This is a genomic window from Stenotrophomonas sp. 220_Sma (assembly GCF_056487375.1).
The window spans coordinates 268,015-283,303 of sequence record NZ_CM151348.1; the positions used below are offsets into that span (position 1 = coordinate 268,015).

At 64.7% G+C, this 15,289-nt stretch carries 14 protein-coding genes; 10 read left to right on the forward strand and 4 right to left on the reverse strand.

Annotation, left to right across the window (positions count from 1 at the left end):
• Positions 1 to 5 precede the first annotated feature (5 nt).
• The 5 genes from ACZLIB_RS01285 to ACZLIB_RS01305 all read left to right on the forward strand — a co-directional run bounded on the left by ACZLIB_RS01285 (position 6) and on the right by ACZLIB_RS01305 (position 5,305).
• Complete coding sequence (locus tag ACZLIB_RS01285; RefSeq protein WP_040006695.1) at positions 6 to 236, forward strand: hypothetical protein; 231 nt, start codon at positions 6 to 8, stop codon at positions 234 to 236.
• Entirely contained in the window at positions 236 to 463 is a 228-nt protein-coding gene (locus tag ACZLIB_RS01290; RefSeq protein WP_049399121.1) for a hypothetical protein, read from the forward strand. Before ACZLIB_RS01285 ends, ACZLIB_RS01290 begins: the two co-directional genes overlap by 1 nt.
• Complete coding sequence (locus ACZLIB_RS01295; RefSeq protein ID WP_180845002.1) at positions 456 to 2,714, forward strand: hypothetical protein; 2,259 nt, start codon at positions 456 to 458, stop codon at positions 2,712 to 2,714. Before ACZLIB_RS01290 ends, ACZLIB_RS01295 begins: the two co-directional genes overlap by 8 nt.
• Before the next feature lie 5 nt (positions 2,715 to 2,719).
• Complete coding sequence (locus ACZLIB_RS01300; protein WP_180845003.1) at positions 2,720 to 4,399, forward strand: tail fiber domain-containing protein; 1,680 nt, start codon at positions 2,720 to 2,722, stop codon at positions 4,397 to 4,399.
• 144 nt (positions 4,400 to 4,543) lie between these two features.
• The gene (locus ACZLIB_RS01305) at positions 4,544 to 5,305 is read left to right on the forward strand and encodes a DNA adenine methylase (protein ID WP_126928740.1); all 762 of its coding nucleotides are present in this window, start codon (positions 4,544 to 4,546) and stop codon (positions 5,303 to 5,305) included.
• Between the two features lie 272 nt (positions 5,306 to 5,577).
• Here ACZLIB_RS01305 and ACZLIB_RS01310 read toward each other — a convergent pair whose 3' ends face one another.
• Positions 5,578 to 6,945, reverse strand: coding sequence for a helix-turn-helix domain-containing protein (locus ACZLIB_RS01310; RefSeq protein WP_049421469.1), 1,368 nt, complete (start codon positions 6,943 to 6,945; stop codon positions 5,578 to 5,580).
• Between the two features lie 115 nt (positions 6,946 to 7,060).
• On the opposite strand from ACZLIB_RS01310, the gene ACZLIB_RS01315 reads away from it, so the two are divergent.
• From ACZLIB_RS01315 to mmsB, 5 genes are read left to right on the forward strand one after another with little or no spacing between them, the layout of a single operon-like run.
• On the forward strand, positions 7,061 to 8,566 hold the full coding sequence (locus ACZLIB_RS01315; RefSeq protein WP_049399840.1) for a CoA-acylating methylmalonate-semialdehyde dehydrogenase: 1,506 nt from the start codon (positions 7,061 to 7,063) through the stop codon (positions 8,564 to 8,566).
• Positions 8,567 to 8,580: 14 nt separating this feature from the next.
• A complete protein-coding gene (locus ACZLIB_RS01320; RefSeq protein WP_060380143.1) occupies positions 8,581 to 9,747 on the forward strand; it encodes an acyl-CoA dehydrogenase family protein in 1,167 nt (388 codons plus the stop codon).
• Positions 9,744 to 10,541, forward strand: coding sequence for an enoyl-CoA hydratase (locus ACZLIB_RS01325; protein WP_049399842.1), 798 nt, complete (start codon positions 9,744 to 9,746; stop codon positions 10,539 to 10,541). The genes ACZLIB_RS01320 and ACZLIB_RS01325 overlap by 4 nt, the downstream gene beginning before the upstream one ends.
• The gene (locus ACZLIB_RS01330) at positions 10,538 to 11,713 is read left to right on the forward strand and encodes an enoyl-CoA hydratase/isomerase family protein (protein ID WP_478468956.1); all 1,176 of its coding nucleotides are present in this window, start codon (positions 10,538 to 10,540) and stop codon (positions 11,711 to 11,713) included. Before ACZLIB_RS01325 ends, ACZLIB_RS01330 begins: the two co-directional genes overlap by 4 nt.
• A complete protein-coding gene (gene mmsB / locus ACZLIB_RS01335) occupies positions 11,710 to 12,600 on the forward strand; it encodes a 3-hydroxyisobutyrate dehydrogenase (protein ID WP_004136647.1) in 891 nt (296 codons plus the stop codon). Before ACZLIB_RS01330 ends, mmsB begins: the two co-directional genes overlap by 4 nt.
• 100 nt (positions 12,601 to 12,700) lie before the next feature.
• On the opposite strand, the gene ACZLIB_RS01340 is transcribed toward mmsB, so the two are convergent.
• The 3 genes from ACZLIB_RS01340 to ACZLIB_RS01350 all read right to left on the reverse strand — a co-directional run bounded on the left by ACZLIB_RS01340 (position 12,701) and on the right by ACZLIB_RS01350 (position 15,233).
• Complete coding sequence (locus ACZLIB_RS01340) at positions 12,701 to 13,591, reverse strand: nucleotidyl transferase AbiEii/AbiGii toxin family protein (protein WP_049399844.1); 891 nt, start codon at positions 13,589 to 13,591, stop codon at positions 12,701 to 12,703.
• A 9-nt stretch (positions 13,592 to 13,600) separates the two neighbouring features.
• On the reverse strand, positions 13,601 to 14,527 hold the full coding sequence (locus tag ACZLIB_RS01345) for a type IV toxin-antitoxin system AbiEi family antitoxin domain-containing protein (RefSeq protein WP_049463053.1): 927 nt from the start codon (positions 14,525 to 14,527) through the stop codon (positions 13,601 to 13,603).
• 280 nt (positions 14,528 to 14,807) lie between these two features.
• Positions 14,808 to 15,233, reverse strand: coding sequence for an organic hydroperoxide resistance protein (locus ACZLIB_RS01350; protein ID WP_049399846.1), 426 nt, complete (start codon positions 15,231 to 15,233; stop codon positions 14,808 to 14,810).
• Positions 15,234 to 15,289 lie beyond the last annotated feature (56 nt).

Consider the following 15,289-nt stretch of genomic DNA (forward strand, 5'->3'; position numbering starts at 1 on the left):
CTCCTATGTGGGTTCAAATCGTCGTAATGATCGTGGCGCTGATCGTCAGTTACGTGATGCGCCCGAAGCCTACGGTTCCGAAGCCGGCCGCCCTGGAGGACTTCAATGTCCCCACCGCCGAGGACGGTCGCGAGTGCAGCATGGTCTTCGGTACGAACTGGATCGATGATCCCAACGTGCTGTTCTACGGCGATCTGCGCACCACACCGATCAAGGTCAAGGGTGGCAAGAAGTGATGGATCGTCCTGTCCTGGTTACCGTCGAGCACGCCCGCGCGGCCAAGCTGGGCGAACACAGCGGCGTGCTGTGCGCCGCCGGCATCCGCAGCTGGATGGATCGTCACGGTCTGGATCTGCGTCGCTTCCTGGATGAAGGCCTGCCGGTAGAGCAGTTCGAAGCGCTGGACGACGCCTTCGCACGGCGCCTGGCGGCGATCGCCCGCGAGGAGGCTGGCCGTGGGTAGTGGCAAGAAACAGACCGTAGGCTATCGCTACTACATGGCCCTCTATATGGGCGAATGCCTCGGCCCGGTGGACGCACTGCGGGAGATCCGCGTAGGCGACCGCAAGGTCTGGGACGGTAGCGCGCAAACGGCATGGACCAAGGTGCTCGGGATGAACATCCCCAGGACGGTGCCTGCCACCGGCCCGATTACGGCGTCTCGCTCGATCACCATCCTGGCGCCGGAGATCTTCGGCGGCGACAAGGGCGAAGGCGGCATCGTCGGCACGCTGGAGGTGCGCATGGGCGAGCCCGCCCAGATGCCAAGCACCTATCTGCAGTCGCTGGTGCCCGGCCCGTGGCCAGCCGCCCGTGGCCTGTTCACGACGGTTTTCAATGGCCAGGTGTCGGCCATGAACCCGTACATCAAGAATTGGACGAAGAAGGTCTCGCGCTGGCGCCAAGGCTGGAAGAAGGGGCTTTGGCAGGGCGACCTGGTGCAGATCGATGAAGGGATGAACCCGGCGCACATCATCTATCAGGTGCGCACAGAGGGCATGGGCCACCCGATCGACGTGATCAACGACGAAAGCTTCCGCAAGGCGGCACAGACGTTGAAGAACGAAGGGTTCGGCCTGTGCCTGAAGTGGTCCCGATCAGTTCCTGCAGGCGAGTTCATGGACATGGTGTGCGACCACATTGGTGGCATGCGCATCGAGGATCCGGTGACGGGGCTGACCGAGCTGGTGCTGGTGCGGCCGGACTATGACCCAGCCACCCTGGAGGAGATCGGCCCGGCGAACATCATCGAGCTGCTGGAGTGGCAACAGCCGATGCTGGAAGGCAGCGTCAATGAGATCACGATCGTCTACCGGGATATCGCCACCAACAAGGACGCAGCTGTCACCTACCAGAACCTGGCCAGCGTTCAGGCGCAGGGCCGGGTCGTCAGCAGTCGCAAGAACTATCCCGGCCTGTGGAACGCAGCACTCGCGGGGCGGGTTGCAGCGCGCGAAGTAGCTGCAGTGAGCAGTTTGCCCTGCAGGGTGAAGATCCGGGTGCGTCAGGACGCCGGCCCCTTCAAGCGCGGGCAGGTGCGTGCCCTGTCGTGGCCACGGCGCGGCGTTGCCCGCATGCCAGTGCGCATCTTGGACGTCGACGACGGCACACAGACCGAGACAGCCGTGGTGCTGACCGTCGTCCAGGACGTCGCCGGCATGGCCGCTGCCAGCTACATCCAGCCTTCTGAGAATGCCTGGGTGGAGCCGGACACCAAGCCCAAGCCGGTCACCGTGCAGCGCCTGCAGGAGGCCAGCTACCGCGACCTGGCCACGACGCTTGGGGCGTCGGAGCTGGCTGCTGTGTCGCCTGACGTGGGCTACCTGACTTCGATCGGTGTGCGGCCGACCTCGGTGGCGTTCGGCTACACGCTGCAGACCCGGCTGGGAAGCGCGCCGTTCGCCGAGGCGGGCGCGGCCGACTTCGCCCCCACTGGCCTGCTGATCACCGCAATGACGGCCACCACAACGGCGATCGCGCTGTCCGCCGGCGTCAGCCTGGACATGATCGAGGTCGGCACCGAGGCGCTGATCGATGACGAGCTGGTCCGCGTGGTCTCGATCGACCCGGTGGCCGCGACGCTGACCGTGGCCCGTGGATGCGTGGACACGGTGCCGATGCCGCATGCCGTGGGCACGCGGGTGTGGTTCACCGACGAATACGTCGGCTTCGACGGGCGCGAGTACCTGGCCAACGAATCGCCCCAGGCGAAGCTGATCACCCGCACCAGCCAGGGTGAGCTGAATCCGGATCTGGCTACGACGATCGGACTGACGCTGCAGCGTCGCCAGATCCGGCCCTATCCGCCCGGCCGCTTGCGCGTGCAGGGTGAGGCCTACCCGCCGGAGCTGTGGACCTTCGGCACCGAACTGACGGTGCAGTGGGCACACCGCGATCGCATCCTGCAGGCCGACCAGCTGGTCGACACCACGCAGGGCAACATTGGGCCGGAGCCTGGCACCACCTACACCGTTCGCTGGTACCTCGCCGGGGCATTGGTGCGGACGCAGGCCGCCATCAGCGGCACGACCGACACCTACACGCCGCCCGCCGGCAGCGGTGGAAAGCAGATCCGTGTCGAAGTCGAAGCCATCCGTGATGGCTACCGCAGCTGGCAGATCCAGCAGCACACCTTCCTGTACCGCGCGCAGCTGGTGACCGAGGCAGGCGATCGCCTGGTCACCGAAGCGGGCGACCCCCTGATTCTGGAGTAACGAAAATGGTCGACGTAAAGATCTCTGGCCTCCCCAACGCCGCTGCGCTCACCGGTAATGAGGCGATTCCTGCTGTCCAAGGGGGCAGCAACGTGAAGGTGCTGGTCAGTGCGATTCGGGCGGGCTTGGCAACCAGCGAGCAGGGGCTTCCCTCGGGCGGCACGGCTGGGCAGTTCGTACAGAGGTCTGCTACTGGCACGCAATGGGCCGGTGCCATACCCGCCGAACCGCTGGGGATCAACAACACCGTTGTGCAGTGGATCCGCCTGGCAACCCTTCCCTGGCAACCTGCTGCAGGCAGCATGCTGATGTTCGACGCTGGAAGCGGCAACATCAACACGACGAAATTCGCCCGTGATCTTGTCACCGCTTCGGTCAAGGGCTACAGCTCTGCAATCTCTGCGCTCACTCAGAGCATTGTTGACGACATGGTCAGCCACCTGCGTCTGCAGGACGGTGCACCATCTATCCCGATTCAGGTTGGTTTGACGCTGGCTGGCTCTCCAGGCTCATTCACAGGTGTAGATCTATGGATCCGGCTTCCTGCGTACACTCGCGGCTTCACGCTTGCCAAGCGTGGTGAGGTGGGAGTCGCTTACCTCGCGCCTCCGCTTGGTGGAGCTGGGAATCTTGTGACTGCAGAGCCGGCCGGGATCGTCTACGCAACGGCGAAGCTACTCGCTCTTGAGCCCAACGTTGTCCACAACGTCGGTGATGAGAACATCGCCGGCGCAAAGACCTACACTTCGAACAACGCTATCCGAAGCCTCGCAGCCGGCGCCGGGTTTTGGCTCGAGTCCTTGTCGGCGACCTACGGGTTCATGGTCAACACGGATGGCACTCGGCTGAACGTCAACCTGAGATCCCCGAATTTCGGTGCTCAGGTGTCGACTCTGTTCCAGTTCACTGATTCGGGGGCTCGTACTGGCACGTCCCTCACGCCATTCACAGCCAATACGCAGACTGTTGGTACAGCAGCGCTTCCGTTCAACCAGTTCTTCGCGCAGAACACGGCGATCAGCGCATCCGACGCTCGGTTGAAAACCCCGCTGGAGACCATGACGGATGCTGAGGAAGCGGCATTCCTGGAGATCAACGAGCTGGCGATGAAGTGGAAGTGGTTGGAGCGCGTTTCCGAGGAGGGTGACGATGCTCGCTGGCATGCCGGTCCGGCCGTTCAAGCCGCTGCTGCAGTGATGGAGCAGCACGATCTGGACCCGTTCGCTTACAGCGCATTCTGCTACGACTCTTGGTCAGCCACGGAGGAGGTATGGCATGAGATTCCAGCGCAGGAAGGGGAGTGGCTTGAAATCCCCGCGCAGGATGCGGTCTATGAGGTGGTACCAGCTACTTACGCAATCATTCCGGCCAAGTACGACGAAGCTACTGGCGAAGAATTGGAGCCGGCACGGCAGGGGGAGATGCTCACGCCAGAGCGACAAGGCGGCCTGCTGGCCCCAGCTGTCGAGGCGCGCCGCATCTGCGTGCTAGAGGGGAAGCCAGCTGAGCGAATCCTCGTCGAGCCAGCAAGGGAAGCCGGTGACCGTTACAGCTTCCGCACCTCCGAGCTGCATGCTTGGATTCTGGCAGCTATGGCTCGCCGCGACCGCCGCGAGCGAGAGGCGGTCGAGCTGCGTCTGGCCAACATCGAGCAGCGCCTGGCTGTCCTTGAGTCCGGCAAGTAGTGCAAGAACTGGGCGCCGGCCGATCAGCGGGAACTGATCGGCCGGCGCCGCAACACACGCGACAGCCCGCGTGCAATTGGCCAAGGCCCAGCCCCCTCGCGCGGGGAGGCTCAGTCTGGCCGAGATCCATCGCAGAGGCTGAGAATGAAGACCACAACGCTGTTTCCCTGGCCGGGCGGGAAGACCCGCCTACTGCCGCACCTGCTGCCCCTGGTGGCCGAGAACCCCCACCGCACCTATGTCGAGGCATTCGCTGGTGGCGCTGCTCTGCTGTTCGCCAGGGAGCCGGCCAGGGCTGAAGTCCTAAACGACTGCCACGGCGAGCTGGTGCGCTTGTATCGGGTAGTGGCCAACCACCTGGAAGAGTTCGTCCGCCAGTTCAAATGGGCGCTGACGAGCCGCGAGATGTTCCGATGGTGCCAGCTCCAGCACCCGGACACCCTGACCGACATCCAACGTGCCGCACGCTTCTATTACCTGCAGCGACTGGCATGGGGTGGCAAGGCGACTGGCCAGACCCCCGGTTTCGGCCGGGGCGGCAAGGGCCTCAACCTGCTGCGGATTGAGGAGGATTTGAGTGCTGCGCACCTCCGGCTTCATAAGGTCACCGTCGAGCACCTGTCCTGGCAGCAGTGCGTGGCCAAATACGATGCCGCCGACAGCCTGTTCTTCCTCGATCCGCCGTACTGGGAGACCGAGGGGTACGGCGCTCCCTTTGGCATGGACCAGTACCAGGAGCTGGCCCGTCAGATGGCAGGGCTGCGCGGCTCAGCCATCCTGACGATCAACGACCACCCGGCCATGCGGGAAGTCTTCAGTCAGTTCAAGGACCGGGTAGTGCCAATCCGCTACACCATCGGCCGCCAGGCTGTTCAGCGGCGGGAGCTGATCTACACGACCTGGTAGGGAAGCCAGGGCACGGGGCGGTTCCGCCCCGTGCAATTTCATTCCGCTGGGCGCAACATTGGTGGCCCATCGTTTATCTCACCAGCGGCGGGCGATTTATCGCGCGCCGTTACACGAACGCACAGCCGCCAGCGGCTGGGCCGGGCCCCGGAGGGGGACTTGCAGCGTCCCCCGCAACCGGACCCACCCCGCCATCCCACGGAAGGCCCGCTGTTGCTTTTGCTGTTGCCTTGAATTGAAGCAGGTGCAGGGCGCAGCCCTGCAAAACTCCCCTACCTCCCCGGCAACTGCGCGAACGCGCGCTGCATGCAGTCCTCGCGCGGGCACACCCGGCACCCCGGCCCGATCGACACCGAATTGCCCGGGCTCTGCACATCCAGTCCCAGTGAATACACCAGCCGCTCGGCATGTTGCAGATCGCACCCCAGCGCCACCGCGAACGTCTTGCGCGGTTGGCCATGGCCCACCGGGCCACTGCTGACCTGCCGCGCCAGCCAGAAGTGGCGCCGCCCATCGGGCATGCGCGCGGTCTGCGTCAGGATCCGCCCGGGCTGGTTGAACGCCTCGTAGACGATCCACAGCGGGCACGACCCACCTACCTGAGAGAAGTGGAAATCGGTGGCCGAATGACGCTTGGACACGTTGCCGGCGCGATCCACGCGGATGAAGAAAAACGGCAGGCCAGGCGCACTGCGTCGCGCCAGCGTGCTCAGCCGGTGGCAGACCGCTTCGAAGCCGACGCCGAACTGATGCGCCAGCAGTTCGATGTCGTAGCTGCTGGTTTCCGCCGCACGCAGGAAGCGCATGTACGGCATCACCAGCGCGCCGGCGAAATAGTTGGAAAGACCGATCCGTGCCTGCGCGATGCGCGCGTCATCGGTGAAGCCGGCACGCGCCACCACCGCATCGATCTGCGGCAGGTAGCCGTGCAGTGCCAGCTCGGCCGCCATCTGGAACGCCTGCTGGCCGGGCTCCAGGTAATCGGGCAGCCACAGCCGCCGCGCACCGGCATCGTATTGCCGCTTCTCACGCCCGGCCTGAAGGGCGGCCACTTCCACCAGCACGCCGTGGCGGTCGGCCAGCAGCTGGCGCAGCCGCGGCGCCACGTGCCCGGGCGAGAGCCCCCATTCGGCGAACAGCTGCTCGGCCAGCTCGTCCAGCTCGGGAATGTGGTTGTGCATGCGGTTGAAGAACTCACGCACCTGGTCGCCGGCCGGCAGGGTGCTGCCAGCACCGGGCTCGCCCAGCTGGAATTCCAGTGCGGCGGCATGCTCGCGCAGCGCCAGGTGGCGGCGGTGCAGGTCCAGCAGCGCGCGGCTGACCTGCGGCAGGTTGCCGGCCAGCGCGCGCAGTTCGGTGGCGCTGACCTCGGCCAGGCCCAGGTCGCGCAGGGTCTCGCCCAGCGCTTCCTGCAGGGCGGCGGGCTCATCCTCGTCGAACAGTGCGGAAACGTCGCCCAATACCTCGCCCAGCTTCTTCTGCACAGCCGGGGTCAGTGGGCGCTTGTTGCGCTCGATCTGGTTCAGGTAGCTGGCCGACAGCCCCAGCGCCCGTGCCAGATCCGCCTGGCTGTAGCCGCGCTGCTCGCGCAGCCGCAGCAGGCGCAGGCCAAGTTGTCGCTGGGGGGCTGAATAATTCACAGAATTAACATGAATCGTCTGGCGTGTTGGCCAGATTAAGCGGATTCAGCCCGGAAATCGAGGTGGGTGCTGTGAATAATGCCAAGCATCTTTCGCACCCTGTGGGATTGTCGTCATGACTGTTGCAGCGCCCCGTATCCGCATGCTGATCGATGGCCAGTTCGTTGAATCGGCCACCTCCCACTGGCAGGACGTGATCAATCCGGCCACCCAGGACGTGCTGGCCAAGGTGCCGTTCGCCACCACCGGCGAAGTGGACGCCGCCGTCGCCGCTGCCAAGGAAGCCTTCAAGACCTGGCGCAAGACCCCGATCGGCACCCGTGCGCGCATCTTCCTGAAGTACCAGCAGCTGATCCGCGAGAACATGAGCGAGCTGGCCCACATCCTCACCGCCGAACAGGGCAAGACCCTGCCGGACGCCGAAGGCGATGTGTTCCGCGGCCTGGAAGTGGTCGAGCACGCCGCCGCCATCGGCAACCTGCAGCTGGGCGAGCTGGCCAACAACGTGGCCAATGGCGTGGACACCTACACGATCATGCAGCCGCTGGGCGTGTGCGCCGGCATCACCCCGTTCAACTTCCCGGCGATGATCCCGCTGTGGATGTTCCCGATGGCGATTGCAACGGGCAACACCTTCATCCTCAAGCCGTCCGAGCAGGACCCGATGGTGACCATGCGCCTGGTCGAGCTTGCGCTGGAAGCCGGCATTCCGAAGGGCGTGCTGAACGTCGTCCACGGTGGCGAGGAAGTGGTCAACGCGATCTGCGACCACCCGGACATCAAGGCCGTGTCGTTCGTCGGTTCCACCCGCGTCGGCACCCACGTCTACAACCGTGCCTCGCTGGCCGGCAAGCGCGTGCAGTGCATGATGGGCGCCAAGAACCACGCCGTGGTGCTGCCGGACGCCAACAAGGAACAGACCCTCAACGCGATGGTCGGCGCCGCCTTCGGTGCCGCGGGCCAGCGCTGCATGGCCGCCTCCACCCTGGTGCTGGTCGGTGAAGCACGCAACTGGGTGCAGGACCTGGTCACCAAGGCCAAGACCCTGAAGGTCAGCGGCGGCACCGTCGCCGGCACCGACGTCGGTCCGGTCATTTCCTGCAGCGCCCGCGAGCGCGTGGAAGGCCTGATCGCGTCGGGTGTGGAGCAGGGCGCCAAGCTGGTGCTCGATGGCCGCAAGCCGCAGGTCGATGGTTTCGAAAAGGGCAACTTTGTCGGCCCGACCATCTTTGCCGGTGTCACCACCGACATGCGCATCTACCAGGAAGAAATCTTCGGGCCGGTGCTGGTCATCCTCGAAGCAGAGACGCTGGAAGAAGCCATCGCGATGGTCAACAGCAACCCGAACGGCAACGGCACCGCACTGTTCACCCAGTCCGGCGCCGCCGCGCGCAAGTTCCAGGAAGACATCGACGTCGGCCAGGTCGGCATCAACGTGCCGATCCCGGTGCCGGTGCCGCTGTTCTCGTTCACCGGTTCGCGCGCCTCCAAGCTGGGCGATCTGGGCCCGTACGGCAAGCAGGTGGTGCTGTTCTACACCCAGACCAAGACGGTCACCGCGCGCTGGTTCGATGACGAGACGCTGAGCCACGGCGTCAACACCACGATCAGCCTGAAGTAACGGCAGGAGCAGCCATGAGCCACTCGATGACGACGGAACTGGAAGAAGCGCAGCAGGCGTACCGCGAGGCGGCGCGCGACTTCGCACAGGCCGAACTGGCGCCGCACGCCGCGCGATGGGATGCGGAGGGCATCTTTCCGCGCGAGGCGATCGCCAAGGCCGGTGAACTGGGCTTCTGCGGCCTGTACATGGACCCGGAAGTGGGCGGCAGCGGCCTGAGCCGACTGGACGCCGCCGTCGTCATCGAGGAGCTCGCCAACGTCGATCCGTCGACCGCGGCGTACATCAGCATCCACAACATGGCCTCGTGGATGGTGTCCAGGTGGGGCCAGCCGGCCCTGCGCGATGCGTGGGGCACCGATCTGTCCTCGGGCCTCAAGCTGGCCTCGTACTGCCTGACCGAACCGGGTGCGGGTTCCGATGCGGCGTCGCTGAAGACCACCGCCGTGCGCGATGGCGACTTCTATGTGCTGAATGGCTCCAAGGCCTTCATTTCCGGCGCCGGTGCCACCGAGCTGCTGGTGGTGATGGCGCGCACCGGTGGTGCCGGTGCCGGCGGTGTCAGCGCCATTGCGGTGCCGTCGGACCTGCCGGGCATCAGCTTCGGCCGCAAGGAAGAGAAGATGGGCTGGAACAGCCAGCCCACCCGCGGCATCACCTTCGAAAACGTCCGCGTGCCGGTCAGCCACCTTCTGGGAGAGGAAGGCGGCGGCTTCAAGCTGGCGATGAAGGGCCTGGACGGCGGCCGCATCAACATCGCCGCCTGCTCGCTGGGTGCCGCGCAGGGTGCGCTGGATGCCGCGCGCCGCTACATGGGCGAGCGCCGCCAGTTCGGCAAGGCGCTGGCCGAGTTCCAGGCCCTGCAGTTCAAGCTGGCCGACATGGTCACCCAGCTGGTGGCCGCACGGCAGATGGTGCACACCGCCGCACGCAAGCTCGATGCCGGTGCCAGCGATGCCAACGTGTGGTGCGCGATGGCCAAGCGCTTCGCCACCGATGCCGGTTTCAACGTCTGCAACGAAGCACTGCAGATCCATGGTGGCTACGGCTACATCCGCGAATACCCGATCGAGCGCCTGCTGCGTGACTGCCGCGTGCACCAGATCCTGGAAGGCACCAACGAGATCATGCGGGTGATCGTTGCCCGTCACCTGCTCAACACCGAAGAGGAACTGCGATGAAGGATTGGCGTACCCAGGAGCACGTGGGGCTGAAGGTGGAGGTGGATGGCCACACCGCCGTGGTCACCCTGAACAACCCGCCGGCGCATACCTGGACCGTGCACAGCCTGTCGGCGCTGCGTGATCTGGTCGGCGCGCTCAACGCAGACCGCGAGATCTACGCGCTGGTGATCACCGGTGACGGCGAGAAGTTCTTCTCCGCCGGTGCCGATCTCAACCAGTTCGCCTCCGGCGACAAGGCCGCTGCACGTGAAGCCGCGCGCCGCTTCGGTGAAGCCTTCGAAGCGCTGTCCGGTTTCCGTGGCGTGTCGATCGCCGCGATCAACGGCTACGCCATGGGCGGTGGCCTGGAATGCGCGCTGGCCTGTGACCTGCGCATCATCGAAGACCACGCCCAGGTCGCGCTGCCGGAGGCCACCGTCGGCCTGCTGCCGTGCGCCGGTGGCACCCAGAACCTGCCGCGCCTGGTCGGCGAGGGCTGGGCCAAGCGCATGATCCTGCTGGGCGAGCGCATCAACGCCGACACCGCACTGCGCATTGGCCTGGCCGAAGAAAAGGTCGGCAAGGGCGAAGCCAAGGCGCTGGCGCTGGAATGGGCGAAGAAGGCCGGCAAGCAGAGCCCGACCAGCATCGCCGCCTGCAAGACCCTGGTGCAGGCCACCCGCACCGGTACCCACGCTTCGGCGCTGGTGGCCGAACGCGAAGCCTTCGTCGACCTGTTCGACACCGCCGACCAGGTCGAGGGCGTGACCGCCTTCCTGGAAAAGCGCGCTGCGCAGTGGAAGAACGCATGAGCACCGACACCGCTGCCGACGACGCACCGGTGCTGTTCGAAGAGCGCGCAGCCGGCAATGGCACGCGCATCGGCATCGCCACGCTCAATGCGCCACGTACGCTCAACGGTTTCTCGCTGCCGATGGCACACCTGCTGCTGAAGCAGTTGAATGCCTGGGCCGACGACGACGGCATCGCCATGGTGGTGCTGCAGGGCGCAGGCGAAAAGGCGTTCTGCGCCGGCGGTGACCTGCACAGCCTGTACAAGAGCATGGTCGCCTTCCGCGAGGCCGGCCGCAGCGACATCCGCGAGAACGACTACGCCGCTGAGTTCTTCGACGTTGAGTACCGCGTCGATTACCTCATCCACACCTACGCCAAGCCGATCCTGTGCTGGGGCCACGGCATCGTGATGGGCGGTGGCATCGGCCTGATGTCCGGTGCCAGCCACCGCGTGGTCAGCGAGCGCTCCAAGCTGGCCTTCCCGGAAATCACCGTCGGTCTGTTCCCGGATGTGGGTGGTAGCTGGCTGCTGCCGCGCGTACCGGGCAAGGGCGGCCTGTTCCTGGCGCTGACCGGTGCGCTGCTCAATCCGGGCGACGCCATCTACGCCGGCCTGGCCGACGTGCACGTGGCCGAAGAACGCCGCAGCGCGGTGTTCGATGCGCTGCTGCAGGTCGCGTGGTCCAGCGATGCCGCACACAACCACGAACGGCTCAGCCATCTGCTGCAGTCGCATGCCAGTGACGCCGCGACCGGTCCGCTGCTGGCCAATGCGGCGCAGGTCGATGCGCTGTGCGAAGGCGATGACCTCTCCGCGATCATCGGCCGCATCTCCACTCTGCAGACCGACGATGCCTGGCTGCAGGCGGCACAGAAGACCCTCGCCGCCGGTGCACCAGGCTCGGCACGGTTGTCGTACGAACTGCAGCGCCGCAGTGCCGGCCAGGGCCTGGCCGCGATCTATCGCCTGGAGTACATCGTCGCCCTGCATTGCGCCGCCCACGGTGATTTCGCTGAAGGCATCCGCGCGCTGCTGATCGACAAGGACCGCAATCCGCAGTGGAACCCGGCCACTCTGGCCGAGGCCACCGGCGCGTGGGCCGACACCTTCTTCGCTTCCCCCTGGGCCGATGCCGCGCATCCGCTGGCCGACCTGGGCACTCCCCTTGTTGAAAGGAGCCTTGCATGAGCCGCATTGCATTCATCGGGTTGGGCAACATGGGTGGCCCGATGGCCGCCAATCTGGTCAAGAACGGCCACACCGTGCGCGTGTTCGATCTGGTCCCGGCCGCGGTGCAGGCCGCCGTCGATGCCGGCGCCAGCGCGGCCGCATCGGCGCGCGAAACCCTGGCCGATGCGGAGGTGGTGATCTCGATGCTGCCGGCCAGCCGCCACGTCGAAGGCGTGTACCTGGGCGATGACGGCATTCTTGCCGCGATTCCGGCCGGCGCACTGGTCATCGACTGCAGCACGATCGCACCGGCCAGCGCCCGCAAGGTCTCTGAAGCCGCTGCCGCACGTGGCCTGCAGATGATCGACGCACCGGTGTCCGGCGGTACCGCCGGTGCCCAGGCCGGCACCCTGACCTTCATCGTCGGTGGCGAGGAGGATGCGCTGGAGCGCGCCCGCCCGGTGCTGCAGGCGATGGGCAAGAACATCTTCCATGTCGGCGCCAGCGGTGCCGGCCAAGTGGCCAAGCTGTGCAACAACATGGCGCTGGGCGTGATCATGGCGGTCACCGGCGAAGCCATCGCCCTCGGCGTGGCGCACGGGCTGGATCCGAAGGTGCTGTCGCAGATGATGGCGGTCAGCACCGGCCGCAGCTGGGCCACCGAAGTGTGCAATCCGTGGCCGGGCGTGCTGGAAAACGCCCCGGCCTCGCGCGGCTACAGCGGCGGCTTCGGCAGCGATCTGATGCTGAAGGACATGGGCCTGGCGGTGGAAGCGGCGATGAGTGTCGGCGCCTCGATCCCGCTGGGCGAAGTGGCCCGCAACCTGTACTCGATGAACCACCAGGCTGGCCGCGGCAAGCTGGATTTCTCCAGCGTCGTGCAGCTGATCACCAGCGAAAAGTGACCTGGTAGTGCCGGCCGCTGGCCGGCAACCTCATGCCCCCGTGCGGGACAACGAAGGTGGGATGGGCGGATGTTCGGTTTCGACCGGCATCCGCCCATTTTTACGTCTTCTGGATGGGGAATGGGTTGGCAATAGGCAGGATGAGGCAGGATTCCCAATAGGCGACAATCGCCTGCAGATTCGTCCACGCGGTGTTGAAGTCGATGTCCTTGGGTAAGGTCGGGTCAGATTCGTAAGTGGCCTTGGTAACGGCGAGAGCTTCCGAGAACGTTGCCATGTTGCTGCAGTCGATGAAGCGGGACGCGCAGGCAAGTTTGAATTCGGCGCCCGCGGCATTCCAGAACGCAGTGTCTTCGAGCGGATGCGCTGCCAGTATCTTTGAAACATCATAGATATCCTTGACGCGGACGACTTCGCCTGGCTTCTGGACTTTGGTCCGATAGGCGGGAAGCGAGCTGAGAAATGCCCTGAGCTTTTCGCCAGCGATGCGCTCAAGCGTGTAGGCGAATACGGTGTGCCCATCGACCTCCAATGGGGCAACGGCAATGTCACCCAGGGCCTCTGGCGCAGCAACGTCAAATGAAACGAACGGAAGCCCACGAACGCCTTCGTTGTTGAAGTCTTTCAATCTCACCTTCACATCAAAGGCATTCCAGCCCATGGGATGGTTGGGTGGGTTGTGCGTGATGTCCAATCTGTCCAGTTCGAAACGTACAGGATCCTGTGCCGAAGCGAAGTTGGAAATCGCAGTGCTGAACAAGTCGTGCAGGATTGCTGACTGCTCGTTTCTATCTGGCGTTCTGACCGCGAACGATAGAAGGATGTTGGCATCCAGGTCATAAGACGCTCTTTGTTGCCCTCCAAGCCGCAGGGCAAGGATGCGGGCACCTTTGTAGACGATTTTTCGGGACAGTTCGTTGCAGCTGGCCAGTGCCTGGAAACACATATCGAGGGCTTCGCGCTTCCATGCATCCTGTTGACTCCGATTCATGCACTTTCCTCAAGGTGTTCGCAGGTGCCAGTCGTTCGCGGTATTGCTGTATGGAATGCCTGGAAGCAGTGATTCGGGAGGTTGGTCGGTGGGAAAACCCCTCAGTGCGCTGCGGATCTGATCCAGCAAGGCAGAAGTGGTTTGGTGGTACTCCAGCATGTAACCGGCGCGCCGCATCAGGTTGGGGTTTTGGATCGAGTCGAGCAGCGCCCAAAGCTTTGCGGCATTTGATCGGGGCAAGCCGGATGCCCAGGCCTCGAAAACAACGGCCGGCCCGCCGGCGCTTCGGGGGCGATGCAGGCAATCGAGCAATGTCTGCTCAAGTGTGGTGACCCGCACCGTGCACTGCGAGTGGAGCTGGCGGCGTTGTATGCCCTGGAGATTGTTCGGGTCGCGGCTGGTCAGGAAGCACTTCACATCCTCAAGCGTGAACACTTCAACGCCGAGAGATTGCGGTTTGTCACTGCTTTCTGCCGGCGGCTCGACGGCAGAAGACGCTATGCCTGGCCTGAATTCCGCCAGGTGATAGTGAGGTGTCGGTTGGGTCGTCAACCCGTGCAGTTCCAGGGCCGAAAAATAGCAAAGCGTCCCGGCGGGACGGTAAGCCTGCATGACCTCCAGAGCGGAGGGCTGCGAGGTTTCATTGAAGCCCAGGACGTAGATTTTCACGGGCCTGCCCCGTGGTGACGTCAGTGGCAACCGGCGCAGCAGTTCAGCGCTCTCCAACACCGCGATGATCCTGACCGCAGAGTAGGTGCGGAACGTACCTGAGGTGAGCGCCTTCTGCGTCCGCTGGATGATCGGTACGAGCGAAGCGTGGCTGATGCAGCGCGTAGACGGCAGTTCCTGGGAGGCCGTCAGCAGGGTGAGCTGAAATACGTCAATCAGCTCCGCCGTTGCGTCTATTACTGCTCGATCTCGCAGGTCATTTTTCATTGGTCACTGCGGCCTCAGGCTTCGCAGGCGAAGCCTGAGGCCGCAGTGACCCATTGTCAAACTGAGCGCTTGAATTGGTTCAGGAGTGCAGGACTGAGGCTAATGCGGGCCACAGGGTCCTTCAGTCGGATCTGATCCACCAGTGGCGACTAAGCTTCGCAGGCGAAGCTTAGTCGCCACTGGTGGATATGTCAAACAAATCGCCATCATATTTCGTCAGATTACCTGAATCGGGGTCGGATCCCGTTCACAAGGCGAAATGAACCCGACCCCGGTTCCATCAGGCAACGACCAGCGTCACGTCGATGTTGCCACGCGTGGCATTCGAGTACGGGCACACGATGTGTGCCTTCTGCACCAGTTCTTCCAGCTGCTCGCGCGGCACGCCAGGAGCGCTGATGGTCAGCTCGGCTTCGATGCCGAAACCGGTCGGGATCTGGCCGATACCGACCTTGCCGGTCACCGTGGTGTCGGCCGGCAGCGCGACCTTGGCCTGGCCGGCCACGAACTTCAGCGCGCCCAGGAAGCAAGCCGAGTAGCCGGCCGCGAACAGCTGTTCCGGGTTGGTGCCCGGGCCGCCGGCGCCGCCCAGCTCGCGCGGGGTCGACAGCTGGATATCCAGCACGTTGTCGGAGGAGACGGAACGGCCTTCACGGCCGCCGGTGGAGGTGGCCTGGGCGGTGTACAGAACCTTTTCGATGGACATCGGGATGCTCCTGGTCGGTGGGTGGGTGTTGCGATGGAGCCTACTTTGCCCGGTTT

What these genes read in the sequence shown, in the direction of transcription:
- ACZLIB_RS01345 (WP_049463053.1), bottom strand. Translation starts at nt 14,527, where the DNA reads ATGAAAAATGACCTGCGAGATCGAGCAGTAATAGACGCAACGGCGGAG.
- ACZLIB_RS01315 (WP_049399840.1), top strand. Translation starts at nt 7,061, where the DNA reads ATGACTGTTGCAGCGCCCCGTATCCGCATGCTGATCGATGGCCAGTTC.
- ACZLIB_RS01330 (WP_478468956.1), top strand. Translation starts at nt 10,538, where the DNA reads ATGAGCACCGACACCGCTGCCGACGACGCACCGGTGCTGTTCGAAGAG.
- ACZLIB_RS01320 (WP_060380143.1), top strand. Translation starts at nt 8,581, where the DNA reads ATGAGCCACTCGATGACGACGGAACTGGAAGAAGCGCAGCAGGCGTAC.
- ACZLIB_RS01305 (WP_126928740.1), top strand. Translation starts at nt 4,544, where the DNA reads ATGAAGACCACAACGCTGTTTCCCTGGCCGGGCGGGAAGACCCGCCTA.
- ACZLIB_RS01300 (WP_180845003.1), top strand. Translation starts at nt 2,720, where the DNA reads ATGGTCGACGTAAAGATCTCTGGCCTCCCCAACGCCGCTGCGCTCACC.
- mmsB (WP_004136647.1), top strand. Translation starts at nt 11,710, where the DNA reads ATGAGCCGCATTGCATTCATCGGGTTGGGCAACATGGGTGGCCCGATG.
- ACZLIB_RS01285 (WP_040006695.1), top strand. Translation starts at nt 6, where the DNA reads ATGTGGGTTCAAATCGTCGTAATGATCGTGGCGCTGATCGTCAGTTAC.
- ACZLIB_RS01340 (WP_049399844.1), bottom strand. Translation starts at nt 13,591, where the DNA reads ATGAATCGGAGTCAACAGGATGCATGGAAGCGCGAAGCCCTCGATATG.
- ACZLIB_RS01325 (WP_049399842.1), top strand. Translation starts at nt 9,744, where the DNA reads ATGAAGGATTGGCGTACCCAGGAGCACGTGGGGCTGAAGGTGGAGGTG.
- ACZLIB_RS01350 (WP_049399846.1), bottom strand. Translation starts at nt 15,233, where the DNA reads ATGTCCATCGAAAAGGTTCTGTACACCGCCCAGGCCACCTCCACCGGC.
- ACZLIB_RS01290 (WP_049399121.1), top strand. Translation starts at nt 236, where the DNA reads ATGGATCGTCCTGTCCTGGTTACCGTCGAGCACGCCCGCGCGGCCAAG.